The organism is Rugamonas violacea (assembly GCF_016461825.1).
Lineage (GTDB): Bacteria > Pseudomonadota > Gammaproteobacteria > Burkholderiales > Burkholderiaceae_D > Rugamonas.
On sequence record NZ_JAEMNU010000065.1, the window covers coordinates 64,314 to 83,560 of the forward strand.

Here is a 19,247-nt window from a genome sequence, read left to right on the forward strand (position 1 = left end):
CCCCCCCCCCCCCCCCCCCCCCCCCCCGGCTCTTTGCCGCCGGGTTTTTCTGGCGCCGCCGGCGCCTTGGCGCCAGGCCTGGAAACTTAGAAGCGGTTCCAGTTGTTGTGGCGGTGTTCGGTGGCTTCCTTCATCAGGTGGCTGGCGCGCAGCTCGTCCTTGCTGCTGTGGGCGTCGCCCTGCTGCACCGCCATCGCCAGCTCCTGGATCGCCGGCGGGTATTCGTGTTCGGCCGACTCCTCCAGCAACTCGCGGCCCTTGGCCGGGTCGCGCACCACGCCGCGCCCCTCGTTGTAGGCGTAGGACAGCAGGAACATGGCGTGGGCGTTGCCCTGGTCGCTGGCCAAGGTCAGCCATTTGGCGGCCTGCTCGTCGTCCTGGCGCACGCCTTGGCCGTTCTTGTACAGCAGACCCAGCATCAGGCCGGCGCGGGCGTGGTGTTGCAGCGCCGCCAGCTTGTACCAGGGCGCGGCGGCGGCCGAGTCGGCCGTCGCGCCGGCCACTTCGACGCGGTACAGTTCGCCCAACTGGAAGGCCGCCTCGGCGTCACCGGCGCGGGCCGCGCTTTCGAACAGGCGGATGGTCTCGGCGCGCTGCGCCGGCCGGGCGCGGTAGAGCATGCCCAGCTCGCGCTCGGCCACCGGCAGGCCCTGCTTGGCCCACTCGCGCAGGCGGCGCTCGGCGGCGGCGTCCTGGCGCTGGTTGGCCGTCATCGCCACCGTTTCGATCTGCGCCGAGCTGACCGACGGCTCGGGTGTCTGGCAGGCCGTCAGCGCGCCAAAGGCGAGGGCGCCGGCCACTGTCAGGGCCAGGCGGGAAGGTTTGCATACGCTCATCGTCTACCTCCAGATTGTTAAGGCTACTTTTTAATACCCCTGTCGTTGCGCATCGATGGACCGCCGCGTGGGCGAAAACCATGCGTCGCGCGCGGTCCGGCGCGGCATGGGTTCCCGCCTACGCGGGAACGACGAATTGCGGCTTCTTCGACGTGCCGTCGTGTATCACCGCGTAGCGCCGCGCGCGGCCGCCGCCGGCGCGCGGTCCACTGTCGGCCCGGGCTTATTTGCTCAGGTCGACCGTGTATTTGGCGAAGCCGCTGGCGTCCAGGCCGCCCTCGGCGGTGATCGCCTTGATGCCGCTGCTCTTGGCCAGCGCCAGGTGGCCGGGCTGCGAGCGCAGGATCACCGGACCGGCCGTGCTGGTCTTGACGAAGCTCCAGCTCTGCGCGCTGCCGTTGCCGGCCAGCGTGACCTTGCCGCCGCCGGCCTTGGCGCCCAGCGCGGTCAGGTAGTTGCTGACCACGGTCTGGTTGGCGTCGGGCGACTTGATGATGGTCTTGCTGCCGTCGATGCCGGGCACGGCGCCGCCGCCGCCGGCGCGGTAGTCGTTGGTGGCGACGATGAAGTCGTCGGCGTCGCCGACCGGCTTGCCCAGGTAGCTCAGGTTGACGATGCGGCTGCCGACCGGTTTGGTGACGTCGATCTGGTAGGTCAGCGCGTTGTCTTCGGCGTAGAACACGTCGTAGTTGTAGATCGTGCCGTAGCTCGGCACCAGGTCCTGCTCGGTGGTCTTGGCCGGGTCGATCTGGCCGAACTGCTTGGCGGCCGTCTCCAGCCAGGCTTTCAGGTCGACGCCCTTGATCTTGACCGCCTGCAGGTTGTTGTTGCCGTACAGGTAGAGGTCGCCCGGGTTGCGCACTTGCAGGCCGACCGGCGCCGCCGCGCTGGCGCCCGGCGCCACGTCGGTGAAGTCGGTCGGACCGTTGCGGCCGGCCTTGAACGGCGCGCTGCAGGAGATCACCGGAATGTTCTTGTAGCTGGCCAGGGTGGCGTCGCTGCTGCCGGCGATGAATTTCTTCACGTAGTCGAGCTGCGCCTGGTTGACCAGCTGGATCGCCGACACGTCGCCGGCCAGCGCGAAGTAGGCCGACATTTCGAAGTCGGTCGACACGCCCAGCGGCTGCTTGGCGTAGGCGATGGTGGCGGCGTGCTCGCCGGCGACCAGGGTGGCGATGGCCGGGTCGGCCTTGACCAGGGTGCTGCCGTCGGTGTACTTGAAGCCGCGCGATTCGACCGTGGTCTTGGCCGGCTGCACCACCCACTTGCCGGCGGTGTAGGCCAGGGTCATCTTGATGATGCCCAGGCGGCGGCCCCAGCTTTGCGCCATGACGGTCGGCACGCCGTTGACGAAGCCGTTGACGGCGTCGACCTTGGCGCTGGCCGGGATGGCGGCGAAGGAGGCGTCGAGCGCGGCGGCGCCGGTTTCTTTGCCTTTCGGGAAGATCAGGTGCGAGTGGCCGATCATCAGCGCGTCGATGCCGGTGGTCGCCAGGTGGTAGCTGCCGTTTTCCATTTTCGGGCTGTAGGCGCTGGTGTCGAGGCCGCCGTGCGAGAGGGCGACGACGAGGTCGGCGCCCTTGCCGCGCAGCTCGGGCAGGTATTGTTTGGCGGCTTCGACGACGCCGCCGACGGCGACCTTGCCGGTCAGGTTCTTCTGGTCCCATTCGAGGATCTGCGGCGGCACGAAGCTCATGATGCCGATGTTCATCTTGACGTTGAGCTTGCTGCCGTCCGGCGCCACGGCGGCGAACTCGCGCGCCAGCAGGGCGTAGGGCGGCAGGATCGGTTTCTGGCTGGCCACGCCGGTGACGTTGCTCAGCACCAGCGGGAAGGTCGGCGCGCCGCAGTTGCCGGCCGGCTTGGTGACGCCGGGGATGCCGAGGTCGGTGTTGCTGATCTGGCTGAGGAAGGGCAGGCCGTAGTTGAACTCGTGGTTGCCCAAGCCGCCGCCGTCGTACTTGAGGGCGTTCATGGCCTTGTGCACGGCCAGGGTCGAGCCGCAGGGCAGCGGGGTGGTCAGCGCCTGCAGGTCGGCCAGCAGGGTGCCCTGGATGACGTCGCCGTCGTCGAGCAGGACGTTGTTCGGATTTTCGGCGCGGGCCGCCTGGATCAAGGTCGAGGTGCGCTCCAGGCCCAGGCTGGTGTCTTCGGCCAAGGCGTAGTAGTTGTAGCTCAGCACGTTGGTGTGCAGGTCGGTGGTCTCCATCAACGCCAGGGTGACGGTGGTGCCTTCTGGAATCGCCGGCTTGGCCGCCTCCGGGGTGTTGGAGCTGCTGCCGCAGCCGACCAGGCCGATCGCGGCCAGGGCGGCGTACATTACCTTGTTCATTTTCATCGAGTTTCCACGGTCCAAAAATCAAAGTGGCAACTCTACCTTGGCAAAATGACAGGGCGATGACCGCTGGCAAGAATGGCGGCGGCCGGCGGATGTGACATTTCGTTACATTATGGTTAATCTTTTCAACTAGAATCATGGACCCCGGCGGCGCGCCCGGTGATCGGACGCCACGCCCAGCATGTTCGAGGCGGTCGTCAAGCTGAACAGCGAGAGTTGCGCCGCGTTGACGCAGCGGCTGCAGGGCCAGCCGGCGCTGGACGACGCCGGCCGCGCCCGCTTCGGCGGCGGCGTGGTCGGCCTGGCCCAGGCGGTGCGGGCGTACTCGTCGATGACGCAGGATCTGCCCGGCGTCAAGCAGGGCCTGCGCACGGCGGGCGGCGCCAAGTCGCGCGTCGCGCTGTACATCGCCAAGGCGCTGCCCGGCTCGCTGAGCGAGATGAAGCAGACGCTCAAGGGCGCGCTCGACTACGCGCGGCGGAACAATATCGCCCTGCCGGCCGAGGTCGGCGCGCTGTCGGCCACCTTGTAGGCCGGCCCGGCCCGGCCCGGCTTGGTCGGGACGCCGGCAAACCCCGGGGCACAATCCGGGGTCGGACCCGCCGGGTCCGACCCCCGCCCTTGCCGCTGGGGTTGGGCGGGCGACCCGGCGCCGCGATCCTTGGTGTGCCGTCGCCGCTCCCCCACGTCGCGCCTTCCTTCGTTCCCCAAAGAAAAACGCCCGCCACATTGCTGCGGCGGGCGTTCGGATCAATCCGTCCCGCTTGGGACCGGAACCCTTAGAACTTGACCCACAGGCGGCCGAAGTAGGAGGCGCCGTTCAGGCCGAACTGCACGCTCTCGTACTTGAAGCCGTTGTCGGTCTCGTCGACGTTCTGCGCGCTCGGCTTGGCGTTGAAGATGTTGTTGCCGCCGAAGGTGAACTTGGTGTTCTTGTTGATCGCGTAGGTGAAGCTCAGGTCGGCCGAGGTCTTGCCCTGGTAGTGCTGGTTGGGCACGCCGGCGGCGGTGCCGCTGAAGGTGCCCAGCGTCTGCGGACCGAAGTGGATGATCTTCAGGTCGGTCTCCAGCGCGCCGGTGATGTAGTCGAAGCCCAGGGTGGCCTTCGAGCGCGGGCCGCCCTGTTCGATGTACAGGCGTTCCTTCTCCGACAGCAGGACGTCCTCGTAACCTTTGAGCGAGGCCGGGGCGTGGATGCCGGTGACTTCGGTCTTGCCGACGTTCAGTGCCAGGAAGGTGGTCAGCTTGTTGGCGCCGAAGCTGGTCTTGTGCGAGGCGGTCAGGTCCAGGCCCTGGGTCTTGGTGTCGACCGAGTTGACGAAGAACTGCGCCTGGTCGACACCCAGCTTGGCCAGGCGTTCGCCCAGGGCCGGGTAGTTGTCGGCGTTGAAGCGGCCCGACAGCACGATGCGGTCCTTGATCTTGATGTTGTACAGGTCGGCCGTGACGGAGATCGCCTGGCTCGGCGTCCAGGTGGTGCCCAGCGTGAAGCTGGTCGATTTCTCTTCCTTCAGCTTGGGCAGGCCGGCGGCGTTGGCGATGGTGCCGCCGTTCGGCGCCAGCACCACGTCGGTGGCGACGCCGCTGACGAAGTCGGTGAAGGTCGACGAGAAGTAGATCTGTTGCAGCGACGGGGCGCGGAAGCCGGTGCTGGCCGAGCCGCGCAGCAGCAGGCCGTCGGCGGCGCGCACGCTGCCGGCCAGCTTGCCGGTGACGGTGGAGCCGAAGTCGCTGAAGTTCTCGTAGCGGATCGCGCCCTGGACCTTGACGGTCGAACTCAGGTCGGCCTCGACGTCGAAGTAGGCGGCGCTGCTGTGGCGTTTGGCGTTGACCCGGTCGCCCGGTTGGAAGCCGGGGAAGCCCTGGCTGCCCGGCGCGCCGCCGAAGTTGATGCCGTCGGCGTCGATGTAGGAACCGGCCTCGCCGGCGAAGATCTTGTATTCCTCGCTGCGGTACTCGGCGCCGAAGGCGATGTTCAGGCCGCTCAGGATGTCGCTGTAGAAGCGGTTGATGTCGACGTTGCTGGTCAGCTGCTGGAAGGAGAAGCCGCCGGCGTCGAAGCGGCTCGGGCTGACGCCCTTGCCGCCGGCCAGCAGGTCCTGGTTGGCGATCGAGGCGTTCATCGTGTTGCTGATGTTGTAGCGCATCTTGTTGTAGCCGTAGGTCTGCGAGACGTCGGCGTTCCATTCGCCCAGCTGGCTGCGGTGGCCGATGATGCCGTACTGGTCGCTGATGTCGCCGTTGATGAAGGGCACATAGCCGTTCGGGTACATGGCCGCCGAGTTGCGCCGCGGGATGTCGTCGCTGCCGAGGCCGCTGCGGGCGAAGGCGCCGCTGGAGGCGTCGCGGGTCTGCGCGCCGGCCGTGAAGTACAGCTTGCCGCTGGCGCTGGTGGGCAGCTCGCCGTTCAGGTACAGGGTCTTGTTCTTGCTCTCGGTGTCGCCGATGATGCGCGGATTGCCCGCCTCGGCGCGGTTGGAGCGGCCCCGGTCGAGGTACTCGCCGGTGATGCCGATCACGCCCTTGTCGCCGATCGCCAGGCCGCAGTAGGCCGAGGTCAGGTAGTTCTTGCCGTCGCCGGCCGAGTATTCGCTGAAGCCGGCCACCGCTTCGCAGCCCAGGCTTTTCTTCAGGCCGATGTCCATCACGCCGGCGATGGCGTCGGAGCCGTACTGGGCCGCCGCGCCGTCGCGCAGCACCTGCACGTCCTTGATGGCCAGCAGCGGGATGGAGTTCATGTCGGTGCCGGTGTTGCCGCGGTTGCGCGCACCGAACAGGTTGACCAGGGCGGTGGTGTGGCGGCGCTTGCCGTTGACCAGCACCAGGGTCTGGTCCGAACCGAGGCCGCGCAGCGCGGCCGAGTCGATCAGGTCGGCGCCGTCGGCGCCGCTTTGCCGCGTCGAGTTGAACGACGGCGAGATGTTGGTCAGCGTCTGCGACAGGTCGAAGTTGCCGCCCTGTTCGGCCGCCTTGTTCATGGGAATGACGTCGATCGGCACCACGGTGTCGGTGGCCGAGCTGGTGGCGCGGCGCGAGCCGACCACGTTGATCGATTGCATCGGTTGGCTCGTCGCGGCTTCGCCGGCGGACTGGGCCAGGGCTGCCGGCGTGAGCGCCAGCGCGGTGCTGCCATACAGGCTGAGTAAGACGGCTTTACGTAAAGTTGTTGGTGATAACACGTGGCGTCTCCCATGAAAAATTCGATTCTAGTCAGATTTATCATGGAGATATACCAAAAACGTATGGGTTGTGACAATTTTGCCCATGGATTGTGACAATTTCGCACAAGCGGCTGAGGCTGCTGAAAAAGCGGGGTGGTATTACGACAGGAACCGGCAGGACGGCATGCGCCGGCCGCTTGTGGCGGCAACACGCCGAATCTCCGGCAGCTTGTCCATCCCGCTTGGATGGGGGTAGAATGCTGTATATAAACACAGTTATTATCGCGCCATGTCCTCCCCCTTCCAGCCGCCGCCAGCGCAGGGCCTGCCGGCCTACGCCGAGTTGTTCTGCCTGTCGAACTTCTCCTTTTTGCAGGGCGCCTCGCACGCCGAGGAGTTGGTCGCCCGCGCCGCCAAGCTCGACTACGCGGCGCTGGCGTTGACCGACGAGTGCTCGCTGGCCGGCGTGGTGCGCGCCCACGCCGAGGCCAAGCGGACCGGGCTGAAGCTGCTGATCGGCGCCCATTTCCACCTGAGCAGGCCGGACGGCGGCCGCGCGCTGAGTCTGCTGGTGCTGGCGCGGAACCGCAACGGCTACGGCAACCTGTCCGAGCTGGTGACGCTGGGGCGCACCCGCGCCGCCAAGGGCACGTATCTGCTGACGCCGGACGACCTGGCCGCGCCGCCGGCCGAGCTGGAGCATCTGCGCGGCCTGCCGGACTGCCTGCTGATCCTGCTGCCGGCCTATCCGGCGCACCAGGCGGCCGACATCGACCGGCTGCACCGCCAGGCCGCCTGGCTGGCCGCCATCGCCCCCGGCCGCTGCTGGGTCGGGCTGAACCTGTTGCAGCGCGCGCTGGACGAGGCGCACCGCCTGAGCATCGAGGAGGTGGCGCTGCAACACGGCATGCCGGTGGTGGCGCTGGGCCACGTCTGCATGCACGTGCGCTCGCGCAAGCCGCTGCACGACACCCTGTGCGCGGTGCGCATCGGCAAGCAGGTGGCCGACTGCGGCTACGCGCTGGCGCAGAACGCCGAGCAACACCTGCGCGCCCGGCTGCGCCTGGCCAACCTGTATCCGCCGCAAGCGCTGGCCGAGACGCTGCGCATCGCCGAGCAGTGCACCTTCTCGCTCGACGAGTTGCGCTACGAATACCCGGACGAGCTGGTGCCGCCCGGCCACACGCCGACCAGTTATTTGCGCCAGGAAACCTATCTCGGCGCCCGGCAGCGCTTTCCCGGCGGCCTCCCGGCCAAGGTGGAACAGCAGATCGAACGTGAGCTGGAGCTGATCGCCGAGCTGCGCTACGAAGCGTATTTCCTCACCGTCTACGACATCGTCCGCTTTGCCCGCTCGGTCGGCATCCTGTGCCAGGGGCGCGGCTCGGCGGCCAACTCGGCGGTGTGCTACTGCCTGCGCGTGACCGAGGTCGACCCGGCGCGCGGCAACCTGCTGGTCGAGCGCTTCATCTCGCGCGAGCGGGCCGAACCGCCCGACATCGACGTCGACTTCGAGCACCAGCGGCGCGAGGAGGTGATCCAGTACATCTACGCCAAATACGGCCGCGCGCGCGCCGCGCTGGCCGCCGTGGTCATCAGCTACCGGCCCAAGAGCGCGCTGCGCGACAGCGGCAAGGCGCTCGGCGTCGACTTGGCCATCGTCGAAAAGGTGGCCAAGGCGCACCACTGGTTCGACGGCAAGCGCGACCTGCTGCTGCGGCTGGCCGAATGCGGCCTCGACCCGGAGTCGCGGCTGGCGCGGCAGTGGGCCACCTTGGCGCAGAGCCTGCTGGGTTTTCCGCGCCACCTGTCGCAGCATCCGGGCGGCTTCGTCATTTCGCAGGGCAAGCTGTCGCGCCTGGTGCCGATCGAAAACGCGACGATGGCCGAACGCAGCGTGATCCAGTGGGACAAGGACGACCTGGAGGAGCTGGGCCTGCTGAAGGTCGACGTGCTGGCGCTGGGCATGCTGTCGGCGCTGCGCCGCGCCTTCGAGCTGGTCGGCGCCCGGCGCGGCACGCCGTTCGGCATGCAGGACGTGCCGGCCGAGGACGGCGCCACCTACGACATGATGTGCGAGGCCGACACCATCGGCGTGTTCCAGATCGAGTCGCGCGCGCAGATGAGCATGCTGCCACGGCTGCGCCCGCGCCAGTTCTACGATCTGGTGATCGAGGTGGCGCTGGTGCGGCCGGGGCCGATCCAGGGCGGCATGGTGCATCCGTATTTGCAGCGCCGCGTGCATCCCGAGCTGATCGACTACCCGCCCGGCCTGGAGGTGGCGTTGGGGCGCACCTTGGGCGTGCCGATTTTTCAGGAGCAGGTGATGCAGGTGGCCATCACGGCGGCCGGCTTTTCGCCGGGCGAGGCCGACCAGTTGCGCCGCGCCATGGCGGCCTGGAAGCGCAAGGGCGGCATGGACAAGTACCATGACAGGATCATCGCCGGCATGACCGAACGCGGCTATCCGGTCGAGTTCGCCGAAGCGATCTGCCGGCAGATCCAGGGCTTCGGCGAATACGGCTTTCCCGAATCGCACGCGGCCAGCTTCGCGCTGCTGACCTATGCCAGTTCCTGGCTCAAGTGCCACGAACCGGCCGCCTTCCTGTGCGCCTTGCTCAACAGCCAGCCGATGGGTTTCTACGGCCCGTCGCAACTGGTGCAGGACGCCAAGCGCCACGGCGTGCAGGTGCGCGAGGTGGACGTCGCCGTCAGCGGTTGGGATTCGACGCTGGAGGAGGAGGTTGGCGCGCGCGGCCAGCCGGCCGTGCGGCTGGGCCTGTCGCTGCTGCGCGGCATGCGGGAAGGGGCCGCCGGGCGCATCGGGGACGCCCGTGCCGAGCGCGCCTTTGCCGACGTCAATGATCTGGCCCGTCGCGCCGGGCTGGACCGTCACGATCTGGAAGCGTTGGCCGGCGCAAACGCCTTGCGCAGCCTGGCCGGCAACCGTCGCCAAGCCTTGTGGCAGGCGGTCGGCGCCGTGCCGGACAAGGACTTGCTGCGGCCGACCACGCCGCAGGAGGAGGTGCCGCTGCTGCGTCCGCCGTCCGAGGGCGAGGAGATCCTCGGCGACTACCGCGCCCAAGGGCTGACCTTGGGCCGCCATCCGCTGGCGCTGCTGCGGCCCCGCCTGCTGGAACACCGCTTCCTGCCGGCCAGCACCTTGAACGGCTACAAGGACGGCCAGTTGGCGCGCGCCTGCGGCATCGTCACCGTGCGGCAGCGGCCGGGCACGGCCAAGGGCGTGCTGTTCATCACCCTCGAGGACGAGACCGGCAACGTCAACGTGATCTGCTGGCCCTCGCTGGTCGAGCAGCAGCGCCGCGAGGTGCTGGGCGCCGCTTTGCTCGGCGTCTACGGCGTGTGGCAGCGCGAGGGCATCGTCTGCCATCTGGTGGCCAAGAGGCTGGTCGACATGTCGCACCTGCTGGGCCGCTTGCCGACCATCAGCCGGGACTTCTGCTGAGCCGGACTTTGCTGAGGACGGCGGGGCGAGCGGGACGCCATCGCCAATCAGCGGCCAATCAGCGGCCAATCAGCGGATAGTAAGCGGACAGTCAGCAGTCCGTCGATCCGTTTGGCCGCGCCGCTGGCGGGCGCAGCGTCGCCCTTCTTTATGGCAGAATGATGTGGATGAAACATTTGCATATACGCCAAGCCGAGGCGCCGGACGCGCCCGCCATCGCCGAGTTGATCGCCGACCTGTTGCCCTTCGTGACGCCGGCGCCGGACGGTGCCGGCGCCGAACAGTTCATCGCCACCATGCAGGCCGAGGCGCTGGCCCGCTGCGTGGGTGACGAGCGCTTCCATTACCAGCTCGGCTTCATCGACGACGCGCTGGTCGGCGCCGTCGCCGTGCGCGACAAGGGCCATCTGTACCATCTGTTCGTCGCCCGCGCCTGGCATGGCCAGGGGGTGGGCCGGCGCTTGTGGCAGGCGGCGCGGGCGGCCGCCGTCGCCGCCGGCAATGTCAACGGCTTCACCGTCAATTCGTCGCTGTATGCCGAGCCGATGTACTGCCGATTCGGCTTCGTCGCGACCGGCCCGCGCACCGAGAAGGACGGCGTCGCCTACATCCCCATGCGGATCGTATAGCCGACACCGTCGGCGTGCCGGCTTAGCCGCAAGCTGGTATCGGCTTGCGCTTCGCCAATGTTTTCCAATCGGCATTGGTTACGCTGTAGGGCTGAGTTTTCGCTGGTTTTTCGCTTTTTCGCCTTCCCCCTTATCCCGTCAGGAGTCCGCCATGCGCCATGTTTGCCTTATTGCCTTGTTGGTGTCCCTTTGTGCGAGCGGCCCCGTCGCGGCGGCCGTGGCCGTGGCCGATTCCGGTGGCGGCGTCGGCAGCGAGGCGGCCTGCGCCGACTTGCCGAGTCCGCAGGCGGCGCGCACGGCGCAGCAGCGGCAGGCGCTGGTGGTCTGCCGGGATATCGAATTGGTGCGCCGTGTCGCCACCTTCATCCACCAGGGTTCGGCGCAGTTGGAGAAGGGAGGCTCGTCGGATCGACAGATCAGCGAGGTGCTGCGGCAGGAGTTGCTGTCCGTGCGCGACGATATGCGCACGACGCGGGGCCTGTTGGAAAACCTTAAGCTGCGCGGCGGCGACGGCTTGCTGTTGACGCCGTCGCGTTGGGTCCGCGACCTGAACGGCGACGGCAGGATCGCCACCTGGGAGCGCAATTTCTTCGCCATACCGAAGCCGCACGACGGACCGTTGACGGTCGGCCTGGCCTCCGACGACCCCGGCTACTACCGCGACGAGTACCGCCTCGACGCCAGCTTCAAGGTCGACCAGTCGGACGTGACCTGGGCGCTGGGCTACCACTATTTCGCCGAAGCCGTGGTCGAGATGGTGCTGGCCTATACGCTCGAAGGCGAAAGCTATAGCTCCGGCGCGATCGTGCTGTTCGACCCGGCCGCCGCCAAGCGCGCCCACGCGCTGCTGGTGGCGGGCTTCAAGAGCACCGAACGGCTGCGCCGCGCGTTGCTGGCGGAAACCGATGACGCCGCCGAATGGATCGCCAACCCGCGCCAGCGCAACAGCGTGTTCCCGCTGCGTCTGGACGAGGGTGACTTCGCCGTCTGGGGCGAGGTGCTCAAGCAGGTGATCCCGCTGATGGAGGGCAAGACCTTGCTGGTGCCGGCCGCCAAACAGGGCGGCATGCTGGGCAGTCTGGGCGGCTTGTGTCCGGCCGGGCAGGGCCTGAACGTGGTGCGCCTGTTCCAGCAGCCGCCGCGCCGTCTGCTCAGCTGGGGCGGGCCGGAGCAGCAGGCCCGGATGTGCCAACGGGTCGACGCCGGCCATCCCAAGTCGGCCCTGTTCGAGCTGCTGGCCAGCTATGATCAGCGGGCCGGCAACGACAGCGTGGCCGGCATGCGCATGCTGCGGCAACTGTTGTGGGTGAATTGACCGGCATAGTTTCTATACGAATCCGCATAGCCTCAACGGCGCCGCCGGCCCCACAATCATTGCCTGGGTCGGCGGCGTGTTGTGCTGGCGCAGCCGGCCTTAAGGACACTTCGAAAACCACCAAATTGTCGTTCCCGCGTAGGCGGGAACCCATGCTGAGCCAATGGACACGCGGGGTATAGATTCCCGCCTGCGCGGCGGTCCGCCGATGCGGAATGACGGTTTTTCGAGGTGCTTTTAACTCTGGCCGGAATGCCGGTCGGCCGGGTGCTGGTAGTAGTCGTGCACCTGCGCCGCCCAGGACTGGTTGGCCATGTCGGGCCAGTGCTCCGGGTCGAAGCCGGGCGCGGCGGTGATGCGTTCCTTGGCGATGTTCAGGGTGAAGCGGCGGTGGGCGGCGTCCAGCGTCAGCGCCTCCCAGGGCACGGCGAACAACTTGCTGCCCAGCGTCAGCAGGCCGCCGTGGGACATGACGGCGTAGGCGATTTTTCCGTTGCGCATGTCGAGCATGATTTCCTTGATCTGCCCCAGGTGTTCGCCCTTGAGGTTGTGCACGTGGTCGCCGATCAGGCTGCCGGCGCCCATCAGGTCCGGTCCCGGACCTTGTTGGCCGGCATCGACGTAGACGCCGTCGGCGTCGAGGCTGTGGTAGCTCATATTGTCCTCCTTGCTGAAAAGGCCATGGTGGCCGGTTCCGCCGCAGCGGTCGGTGCGCTGCGCCACACTGCCGTCCGATTGGCAATTCCGGACGGAAATAGATTAGGTTTCTGACTATTTTTCCACGCGCCGATGAGGCGATTTTACGCCCGTTAGCGGATTTTTCCCGGCGGAATGCTGAAGAATTAACCGTTTTAGGATATAATTTCAATTTCCCGCACGTGCCGTTCGGCACCATCTGCAATGACCAAATTTGTCTTCGTCACCGGCGGCGTCGTGTCTTCCCTTGGTAAAGGGATTGCCGCCGCCTCTCTCGCCGCGATCCTCGAATCGCGCGGCCTCAAAGTCACCATGCTCAAGCTCGACCCGTATATCAACGTCGATCCTGGCACGATGAGCCCTATGCAGCACGGTGAAGTGTTCGTCACCGACGACGGGGCCGAAACCGACCTCGACCTCGGCCACTACGAGCGCTTCATCTCGACCCGCATGAAAAAGGTCAACAACTTCACCACCGGCCAGATCTACGAATCGGTGATCCGCAAGGAACGCCGCGGCGAGTATCTGGGCAAGACGGTGCAAGTGATTCCGCACATCACCAACGAGATCCAGGACTACATCCGTCGCGGCGCCGAAGGCTACGACGTGGCCCTGTGCGAAATCGGCGGCACCGTCGGCGATATCGAGTCCTTGCCCTTCCTGGAGGCGGCACGTCAGCTGAGCCTGCGCGCCGGCCGCAAGAACACCGCCTTCGTCCACCTGACGCTGGTGCCGTTCATCGCCTCCGCGGGCGAACTGAAGACCAAGCCGACCCAGCACTCGGTGCAGAAGCTGCGCGAAATCGGCATCTCGCCGAACGCCCTGCTGTGCCGCGCCGACCGGCCGATCCCGGCCGACGAGCGCGCCAAGATCTCGCTGTTCTCCAACATCGAGGAGCAGGCCGTGATCTCCGTGTGGGACGTCGACACCATCTACAAGGTGCCGCAGATGCTGCACGACCAGGGCCTGGACGCGATCATCTGCGAGGCGCTGGACCTGAACCCGGCGCCGGCCGACCTGTCGGTGTGGAGCCGCCTGATCTACACGCTCGAGCATCCGAAGTCGGAAGTGTCGATCGGCATGGTCGGCAAATACGTCGACCTGACCGAATCGTACAAGTCGCTGACCGAGGCGCTGCGCCACGCCGGCATCCACAACGAGAGCCGCGTCAACATCGAGTACATCGACTCGGAAGAGATCGAAACCACCGGTTGCGCCGGCCTGGCCAAGTTCGACGCCATCCTGGTGCCGGGCGGCTTCGGCAAGCGCGGCGTGGAAGGCAAGATCATGGCGGCCCAGTTCGCCCGCGAAAACAAGATCCCCTACCTGGGCATCTGCCTGGGCATGCAGGTCGCGCTGATCGAGTACGCCCGCCACAAGGCCGGCCTGACCAATGCCAACTCGACCGAGTTCGACCTCGACACCGACCAGCCCGTCGTCGCCCTGATCGACGAATGGCAAGGCCAGGACGGCAAGGTCGAGAAGCGCGACGAGAACTCCGACCTGGGCGGCACCATGCGCCTGGGCGCCCAGACCTGCGCCGTCAAGGCCGGCACGCTGGCCTCGGAGATCTACGGCGGCGTGGTGACCGAGCGTCACCGCCACCGCTACGAAGCCAACAACCACTACCTGCCGCGCGTGGAAGCGGCCGGCCTGGTGGTGGCGGCGCGCACCCCGACCGAAGACCTGTGCGAGATCATGGAACTGCCGCGCACCGGCGAAAACGCCCACCCTTGGTACATGGGCGTGCAGTACCACCCCGAGTTCAAATCGACCCCGCGCGACGGCCACCCGCTGTTCACCTCGTTCATCAAGGCCGCGCTGGCGCAAAAAGCCGCCGGCGGCAAGCCCGCTTTGCACGTGGTCGCCGAGCAACCCTTGCAAGGAGACGCAGCATGAAATTGTGCGGATTTGACGTTGGCCTCGACCAGCCGTTCTTCCTGATCGCCGGCACCTGCGTGATCGAATCGCGCCAGATGGCCTTCGACACGGCCGGTACGCTGAAGGAAATGACGGCCGAGCTGGGCATCCCCTTCATCTACAAGTCCTCGTTCGACAAGGCCAATCGTTCCTCCGGTAGCACCTACCGTGGTCCGGGCATGGACAAGGGCCTGGAGATCCTGGGCGACGTCAAACGCGAGCTGGGCGTGCCGGTGCTGACCGACGTCCACTCGATCGACGAGATCGAGGCCGTCGCCTCGGTGGTCGACGTGCTGCAGACGCCGGCCTTCCTGTGCCGCCAGACCGATTTCATCATCGCCTGCGCCCAGTCGGGCAAGCCGGTCAACATCAAGAAGGGCCAGTTCCTGGCCCCCGGCGACATGAAGAACGTGATCGACAAGGCCCGCGCCGCCGCGCGCGACAAGGGTCTGCCGGAGGACGTCTTCATGGCCTGCGAACGCGGTGTCTCGTTCGGTTACAACAACCTGGTGTCGGACATGCGTTCGCTCGCCATCATGCGCGAGACCGCCTGCCCGGTGGTGTTCGACGCGACCCACTCGGTGCAGCTGCCGGGCGGCCAGGGCACCTCGTCCGGCGGCCAGCGCGAGTTCGTGCCGGTGCTGGCGCGCGCCGCCGTGGCGGTCGGCGTCGCCGGCCTGTTCATGGAAACCCACCCGACGCCGGCCACCGCGCTGTCGGACGGCCCCAACGCCGTGCCGCTGGGCCGCATGAAGGAGTTGCTGTCGACCTTGATCGAGCTCGACCGCATCACCAAGAAGGCCGGTTTCCTGGAAGCCAGCTTCAACTAGTTTTTGCCAGTTCGATAAAATCCGGCGTGTGTCCCACGCCGGATTTTGTTTGTCCTAGCCTTGACCCGCAAGTTGCGCAACAGACGCGACGAGCGACTTCGCTGTTCACCCTTTGGAGAATGTTATGAGTGCTATTGTTGATATTATCGGCCGTGAAATCATTGACTCGCGCGGCAATCCGACCGTGGAATGCGACGTCCTGCTCGAATCCGGTGTGATGGGCCGCGCCGCCGTGCCGTCGGGCGCCTCGACCGGTTCGCGCGAAGCCATCGAGCTGCGCGACGGCGACATGAAGCGCTATTTCGGCAAGGGCGTGCTGCAAGCCTGCGAGAACATCAACACCGAGATCTCCGAAGCCATCATGGGCCTGGACGCCAATGAGCAAGCCTTCCTCGACCGCACCCTGATCGACCTGGACGGCACCGAGAACAAGGGCCGCCTGGGCGCCAACGCCATGCTGGCCGTGTCGATGGCCGTGGCCAAGGCCGCCGCCGAGGAAGCCGGCCTGCCGCTGTACCGCTACTTCGGCGGTTCCGGCGCGATGCAACTGCCGGTGCCGATGATGAACGTCATCAACGGCGGCGCCCACGCCGACAACAACCTGGACATCCAGGAATTCATGATCATCCCGGTCGGCGCGCCGTCCTTCAAGGAAGCCGTGCGCTATGGCGCCGAAGTGTTCCACACGCTGAAAAAGATCCTGCACAAGAAGGGCCTGAGCACGGCGGTGGGCGACGAGGGTGGTTTCGCGCCATCGCTGGCCAACCATGAGGAAGCGATCAAGCTGATCATCCAGGCGATCGAAGAAGCCGGCTACGAGCCGGGCACCCAGATCGCGCTGGGCCTGGACTGCGCCGCGTCCGAGTTCTACAAGGACGGCAAGTATGAACTGGAAGGCGAGGGCCTGAGCCTGACTTCGACCGAGTTCACCAACCTGCTGGCGACCTGGTGCGACAAGTATCCGATCATCTCGATCGAAGACGCGATGCACGAAGGCGACTGGGATGGTTGGGCGATCCTGACCAAGGAACTGGGCAAGAAAGTGCAACTGGTCGGCGACGACCTGTATGTCACCAACACCAAGATCCTGAAAGAAGGCATCTCGAAAGGCATCGCCAACTCGATCCTGATCAAGATCAACCAGATCGGCACCCTGACCGAGACCTTCGCCGCCATCGAAATGGCCAAGCGCGCCGGCTACACCGCCGTCATCTCGCACCGTTCGGGCGAGACCGAGGACTCGACCATCGCCGACATCGCCGTCGGCATGAACGCGCTGCAGATCAAGACCGGCTCGATGTCGCGTTCGGACCGCATGGCCAAGTACAACCAGTTGCTGCGTATCGAGGAAGACCTCGGCGATATCGCCAGCTACCCGGGCCGTGACGCGTTCTACAACCTGAAGTAATGCTAAGATGCGGCCGGATTGATGTCCGGCCGCAGTTTTTCGGCCCGCCCGCCGGGCCATCTCTTTTTCCGCCATACCGATGCGCTTGATTACCCTCGCACTGGCAGCTTTGCTGCTGTTGATTCAGTACCCGCTCTGGCTGGGGAAGGGGGGCTGGCTGCGCGTCGCCGATTTCGAGGGCCAGGTCGACGTGGCCCACAAGAAGAACGCCGAGCTGATCGCCCGCAACGCCAAGCTCGATTCGGAGGTGCGCGACCTGAAGGACGGCACCGGCGCCGTCGAGGAACGTGCCCGCTACGAGCTGAGCATGATCAAACAGAACGAGATCTTCATCCAGATCGTCGGCAAGGGCCAGGCCGAAGCGGCCGTGCCGGCCGCCGCCGCGCCGCCGGTCGACATCGCGCAGTAGGCCGCGCCGCATCCCATTTCACGCCCATTTCACGCCCCAGAATAGACAACGGCAAACCGTTGCCGGTTTGCCGTCGTTGTGTTGTTGCTGCTATTGTTGCTGCTATTGCTGCTGCTATTGCTGCGGCTATTGTTGCGGCGTTGCGCCTCAGGCGGCCTTGCGCAAGGGCTTGCGCGGCGCGATCGCGTTGAGCGCGGCTAGCGGCTGGTACAAGACCTTGCCGACATCGCGGCCCAGGCGGTTGCCGCCGACGCCGCCGTCGCGGTAGTTGTGGTCCAGCGCGATCTTCTGCTGCAGGTCCTCGGCGTAGCCTTCCGGATACTGCGCCTGCTCCTCGATCGGCAACTCCGAAAAGTGCGCCAGCACCTCGCGGAAGAAATCGGTGATCTTGCCGGTGCGGTTGTATTCGTCGTTCATGCCGGCCAGCATGTCGGCGCGCCACAGCTCGTCTTGACGCTGCGGGTCGATCTCGGCGGCAACGGCGGAGTACAGATTGGTACGGTGCGGCATAGCGGGCTCCATGTGTGATTGCCACAGTGCAATATTACAGCTTACCATGAATTGCGTTGTTGGCAACGACATATTGCGGAAAAAATAATCCGCCTCATGTGCTATTCTTTCGCCCCGGCCCTTAACCTCATAGACAAAGAAGAGCACAGAATGAACATGGAAGACCTGGATGGCGACTATTTCGACCAATGCCGCAATCAGATGCTGGCCGAACAGAGTCAATCGCTGGCCGACACGAATAATTGGGCGCATGTGGACCGCAAACAAACCCACGCCGACTGGGACAGCCTGTACCGCGAGATCGCGCCGCTGATCGACGACCTGCTGCCCGGCGACGACGCGGTGCAGGACTTGATGGCGCGCCATTACGAGATCGCCAGCCGCTTCTACAAGCCGAGCCGCGAGGCCTACATCGGCATGGGCCTGTTCTACATGGACAACCAGGACATGCGCGATTTCCACAACGCCTACCATCCGAAGATGGCGGAGTTCCTCGGCGACGCGGTGTTCATTTACGCCCGCAACAGCATTTGACGTGGCTCGGGCGCTTGGCGCGGCGGCGCGGTCGGCATGTCCGCCCGCCCGGCGCCGGCTGGCGTGGGCGGGCTAAGCCCTGTGCTATGCTGTTCCATCGTCGATTGTGGGGCGGGAGCGTGATGCGCACTGTGCTGAGGGCCGTGCTGTTGTGTTGGGCAATGTCGCTGCTGCTGCCGGCCGGCGCGCAGGGCGTCGAGTTCCATGTCGCCTATGAGGACAAGGACAGCTACGACCACACCGGCAATGGCGCCGTCATGCCGGACGAGCCCGGCGTGGTCGTCGAGCTGGTCGACCTGGTGCAGCAGCGCCTGCCCGAACTGCGCCTGCGCTACTCGCGCAAGCCGTGGGCGCGCTGTCTGGCCGAGCTGGAGGTGGGCGCGGTCGACGCCGTCTTCTCCAGCAGCTTCAAGCCCGAGCGCCTGGCCATCGGCGTCTATCCCATGCACAAGGGGCAGGTCGACCGCCGCTTCCGCATCGACAGCAAAACCTACAGCCTGTACACCAAACGGCCGTCGACGCTGGCCTGGGATGGCAGCGGCTTCGGCAAGCGCAGTCCGGCGCTGATCGCGCTGCGCGGCTACGCCATCGTCGACGACTTGCGCAAGCAGGGCCTGACCGTCAACGAGGTCAACAGCCCGGAGGACGCCTTCCGCATGTTGCTGGCGGGCCGCGCCGACGGCTTCGTCCACCTGACCGAGTTCGCCGATTACAAGCTGAAGAAGAACCGCGACTTCGCCGCCATCGCCAAGAGCGGGCCGCCGGTGGCCGTCAAGGATTACTACCTGCAGATCAGCCACCGCTTCCACAACGAACACCCCGCGCTGGCTCAGCGCATCTGGAACACGCTGCGCGAGGTGCGGCAGAGCGACTCGGAGCGGCTGCTGGGGAAGTACCTTCGACGCAGTTCTGAATAGCAAAAACGGCCGGCGCGCGTTCTTATTGTAAAGGCACGCGAGTGGGGTGGGAAATTCGGAGTTTGTTCTGACTCATGGCATTGCACCGTCCCTCGATCACAGTCTCTTTCGCTTTCTCATGTACCTTCCATGCGGTAAAGTAATGTCTTTTCCGACCGTGGCACTTACTCCACAATAAAGCAGTTTGCTGTGGTCTAATTTGCCTGGACACCTCAATAGGTGGAAAATCCACCATCTGAGGAGTGATACATGGCAACAAGAAAGCGAAAGACATTCGA

15 protein-coding genes are annotated in these 19,247 nt (G+C 66.0%); 10 read left to right on the plus strand and 5 right to left on the minus strand.

Translation table 11 applies throughout. From position 1 onward, the window contains the following. Window positions 1-86: 86 nt before the first annotated feature. Both H7U20_RS12820 and H7U20_RS12825 read right to left on the minus strand, forming a co-directional pair. The gene (locus tag H7U20_RS12820; RefSeq protein ID WP_199759538.1) at window positions 87-836 is read right to left on the minus strand and encodes a tetratricopeptide repeat protein; all 750 of its coding nucleotides are present in this window, start codon (window positions 834-836) and stop codon (window positions 87-89) included. A 223-nt stretch (window positions 837-1,059) separates the two neighbouring features. After that, on the minus strand, window positions 1,060-3,174 hold the full coding sequence (locus H7U20_RS12825) for a bifunctional 2',3'-cyclic-nucleotide 2'-phosphodiesterase/3'-nucleotidase (RefSeq protein WP_199759539.1): 2,115 nt from the start codon (window positions 3,172-3,174) through the stop codon (window positions 1,060-1,062). Between the two features lie 181 nt (window positions 3,175-3,355). On the opposite strand from H7U20_RS12825, the gene H7U20_RS12830 reads away from it, so the two are divergent. Continuing rightward, complete coding sequence (locus H7U20_RS12830) at window positions 3,356-3,706, plus strand: hypothetical protein (RefSeq protein ID WP_199759540.1); 351 nt, start codon at window positions 3,356-3,358, stop codon at window positions 3,704-3,706. A gap of 247 nt (window positions 3,707-3,953) precedes the next feature. On the opposite strand, the gene H7U20_RS12835 is transcribed toward H7U20_RS12830, so the two are convergent. Further along, the gene (locus tag H7U20_RS12835; RefSeq protein WP_199759541.1) at window positions 3,954-6,353 is read right to left on the minus strand and encodes a TonB-dependent receptor plug domain-containing protein; all 2,400 of its coding nucleotides are present in this window, start codon (window positions 6,351-6,353) and stop codon (window positions 3,954-3,956) included. 271 nt (window positions 6,354-6,624) lie between these two features. Between H7U20_RS12835 and H7U20_RS12840 the strand changes: the two genes are divergently transcribed. The 3 genes from H7U20_RS12840 (at window position 6,625) to H7U20_RS12850 (ending at window position 11,745) form a co-directional block, all read left to right on the plus strand. Beyond that, on the plus strand, window positions 6,625-9,801 hold the full coding sequence (locus H7U20_RS12840) for an error-prone DNA polymerase (protein ID WP_199759542.1): 3,177 nt from the start codon (window positions 6,625-6,627) through the stop codon (window positions 9,799-9,801). Window positions 9,802-9,968: 167 nt separating this feature from the next. Then, window positions 9,969-10,430: a GNAT family N-acetyltransferase gene (locus H7U20_RS12845; protein WP_199759543.1), complete on the plus strand. Its 462-nt coding sequence runs from the start codon at window positions 9,969-9,971 to the stop codon at window positions 10,428-10,430. 223 nt (window positions 10,431-10,653) lie between these two features. Beyond that, the gene (locus H7U20_RS12850) at window positions 10,654-11,745 is read left to right on the plus strand and encodes a hypothetical protein (RefSeq protein WP_199759544.1); all 1,092 of its coding nucleotides are present in this window, start codon (window positions 10,654-10,656) and stop codon (window positions 11,743-11,745) included. A gap of 237 nt (window positions 11,746-11,982) precedes the next feature. On the opposite strand, the gene H7U20_RS12855 is transcribed toward H7U20_RS12850, so the two are convergent. Then, window positions 11,983-12,402 (minus strand): PRC-barrel domain-containing protein, encoded by a 420-nt coding sequence (locus tag H7U20_RS12855; RefSeq protein ID WP_199759545.1) that lies wholly within the window; start codon window positions 12,400-12,402, stop codon window positions 11,983-11,985. A gap of 243 nt (window positions 12,403-12,645) precedes the next feature. Here H7U20_RS12855 and H7U20_RS12860 point away from each other — a divergent pair, with 243 nt between their 5' ends. The 4 genes from H7U20_RS12860 to ftsB all read left to right on the plus strand — a co-directional run bounded on the left by H7U20_RS12860 (window position 12,646) and on the right by ftsB (window position 17,008). After that, a complete protein-coding gene (locus H7U20_RS12860; RefSeq protein ID WP_199759546.1) occupies window positions 12,646-14,340 on the plus strand; it encodes a CTP synthase in 1,695 nt (564 codons plus the stop codon). Next, window positions 14,337-15,191, plus strand: a complete 855-nt coding sequence (gene kdsA, locus H7U20_RS12865; protein ID WP_199759547.1) for a 3-deoxy-8-phosphooctulonate synthase — start codon at window positions 14,337-14,339, stop codon at window positions 15,189-15,191. The genes H7U20_RS12860 and kdsA overlap by 4 nt, the downstream gene beginning before the upstream one ends. Before the next feature lie 124 nt (window positions 15,192-15,315). After that, window positions 15,316-16,599, plus strand: coding sequence for a phosphopyruvate hydratase (gene eno / locus H7U20_RS12870; RefSeq protein WP_199759548.1), 1,284 nt, complete (start codon window positions 15,316-15,318; stop codon window positions 16,597-16,599). 79 nt (window positions 16,600-16,678) lie between these two features. After that, window positions 16,679-17,008 (plus strand): cell division protein FtsB, encoded by a 330-nt coding sequence (ftsB, locus tag H7U20_RS12875; protein ID WP_199759549.1) that lies wholly within the window; start codon window positions 16,679-16,681, stop codon window positions 17,006-17,008. A gap of 147 nt (window positions 17,009-17,155) precedes the next feature. Here ftsB and H7U20_RS12880 read toward each other — a convergent pair whose 3' ends face one another. Further along, entirely contained in the window at window positions 17,156-17,518 is a 363-nt protein-coding gene (locus H7U20_RS12880; RefSeq protein WP_199759550.1) for a hypothetical protein, read from the minus strand. Window positions 17,519-17,668: 150 nt separating this feature from the next. Here H7U20_RS12880 and H7U20_RS12885 point away from each other — a divergent pair, with 150 nt between their 5' ends. Next, window positions 17,669-18,052, plus strand: coding sequence for a TipAS antibiotic-recognition domain-containing protein (locus H7U20_RS12885; RefSeq protein ID WP_199759551.1), 384 nt, complete (start codon window positions 17,669-17,671; stop codon window positions 18,050-18,052). Window positions 18,053-18,174: 122 nt separating this feature from the next. Continuing rightward, the gene (locus tag H7U20_RS12890) at window positions 18,175-18,969 is read left to right on the plus strand and encodes a substrate-binding periplasmic protein (RefSeq protein WP_199759552.1); all 795 of its coding nucleotides are present in this window, start codon (window positions 18,175-18,177) and stop codon (window positions 18,967-18,969) included. Window positions 18,970-19,247 lie beyond the last annotated feature (278 nt).

Excerpts from the sequence above, each read along its gene's own strand:
- H7U20_RS12820 (WP_199759538.1), bottom strand. The coding sequence starts at position 836 with ATGAGCGTATGCAAACCTTCCCGCCTGGCCCTGACAGTGGCCGGCGCC.
- H7U20_RS12825 (WP_199759539.1), bottom strand. The coding sequence starts at position 3,174 with ATGAAAATGAACAAGGTAATGTACGCCGCCCTGGCCGCGATCGGCCTG.
- H7U20_RS12830 (WP_199759540.1), top strand. The coding sequence starts at position 3,356 with ATGTTCGAGGCGGTCGTCAAGCTGAACAGCGAGAGTTGCGCCGCGTTG.
- H7U20_RS12840 (WP_199759542.1), top strand. The coding sequence starts at position 6,625 with ATGTCCTCCCCCTTCCAGCCGCCGCCAGCGCAGGGCCTGCCGGCCTAC.
- H7U20_RS12845 (WP_199759543.1), top strand. The coding sequence starts at position 9,969 with ATGAAACATTTGCATATACGCCAAGCCGAGGCGCCGGACGCGCCCGCC.
- H7U20_RS12855 (WP_199759545.1), bottom strand. The coding sequence starts at position 12,402 with ATGAGCTACCACAGCCTCGACGCCGACGGCGTCTACGTCGATGCCGGC.
- H7U20_RS12860 (WP_199759546.1), top strand. The coding sequence starts at position 12,646 with ATGACCAAATTTGTCTTCGTCACCGGCGGCGTCGTGTCTTCCCTTGGT.
- kdsA (WP_199759547.1), top strand. The coding sequence starts at position 14,337 with ATGAAATTGTGCGGATTTGACGTTGGCCTCGACCAGCCGTTCTTCCTG.
- eno (WP_199759548.1), top strand. The coding sequence starts at position 15,316 with ATGAGTGCTATTGTTGATATTATCGGCCGTGAAATCATTGACTCGCGC.
- ftsB (WP_199759549.1), top strand. The coding sequence starts at position 16,679 with ATGCGCTTGATTACCCTCGCACTGGCAGCTTTGCTGCTGTTGATTCAG.
- H7U20_RS12880 (WP_199759550.1), bottom strand. The coding sequence starts at position 17,518 with ATGCCGCACCGTACCAATCTGTACTCCGCCGTTGCCGCCGAGATCGAC.
- H7U20_RS12885 (WP_199759551.1), top strand. The coding sequence starts at position 17,669 with ATGAACATGGAAGACCTGGATGGCGACTATTTCGACCAATGCCGCAAT.
- H7U20_RS12890 (WP_199759552.1), top strand. The coding sequence starts at position 18,175 with ATGCGCACTGTGCTGAGGGCCGTGCTGTTGTGTTGGGCAATGTCGCTG.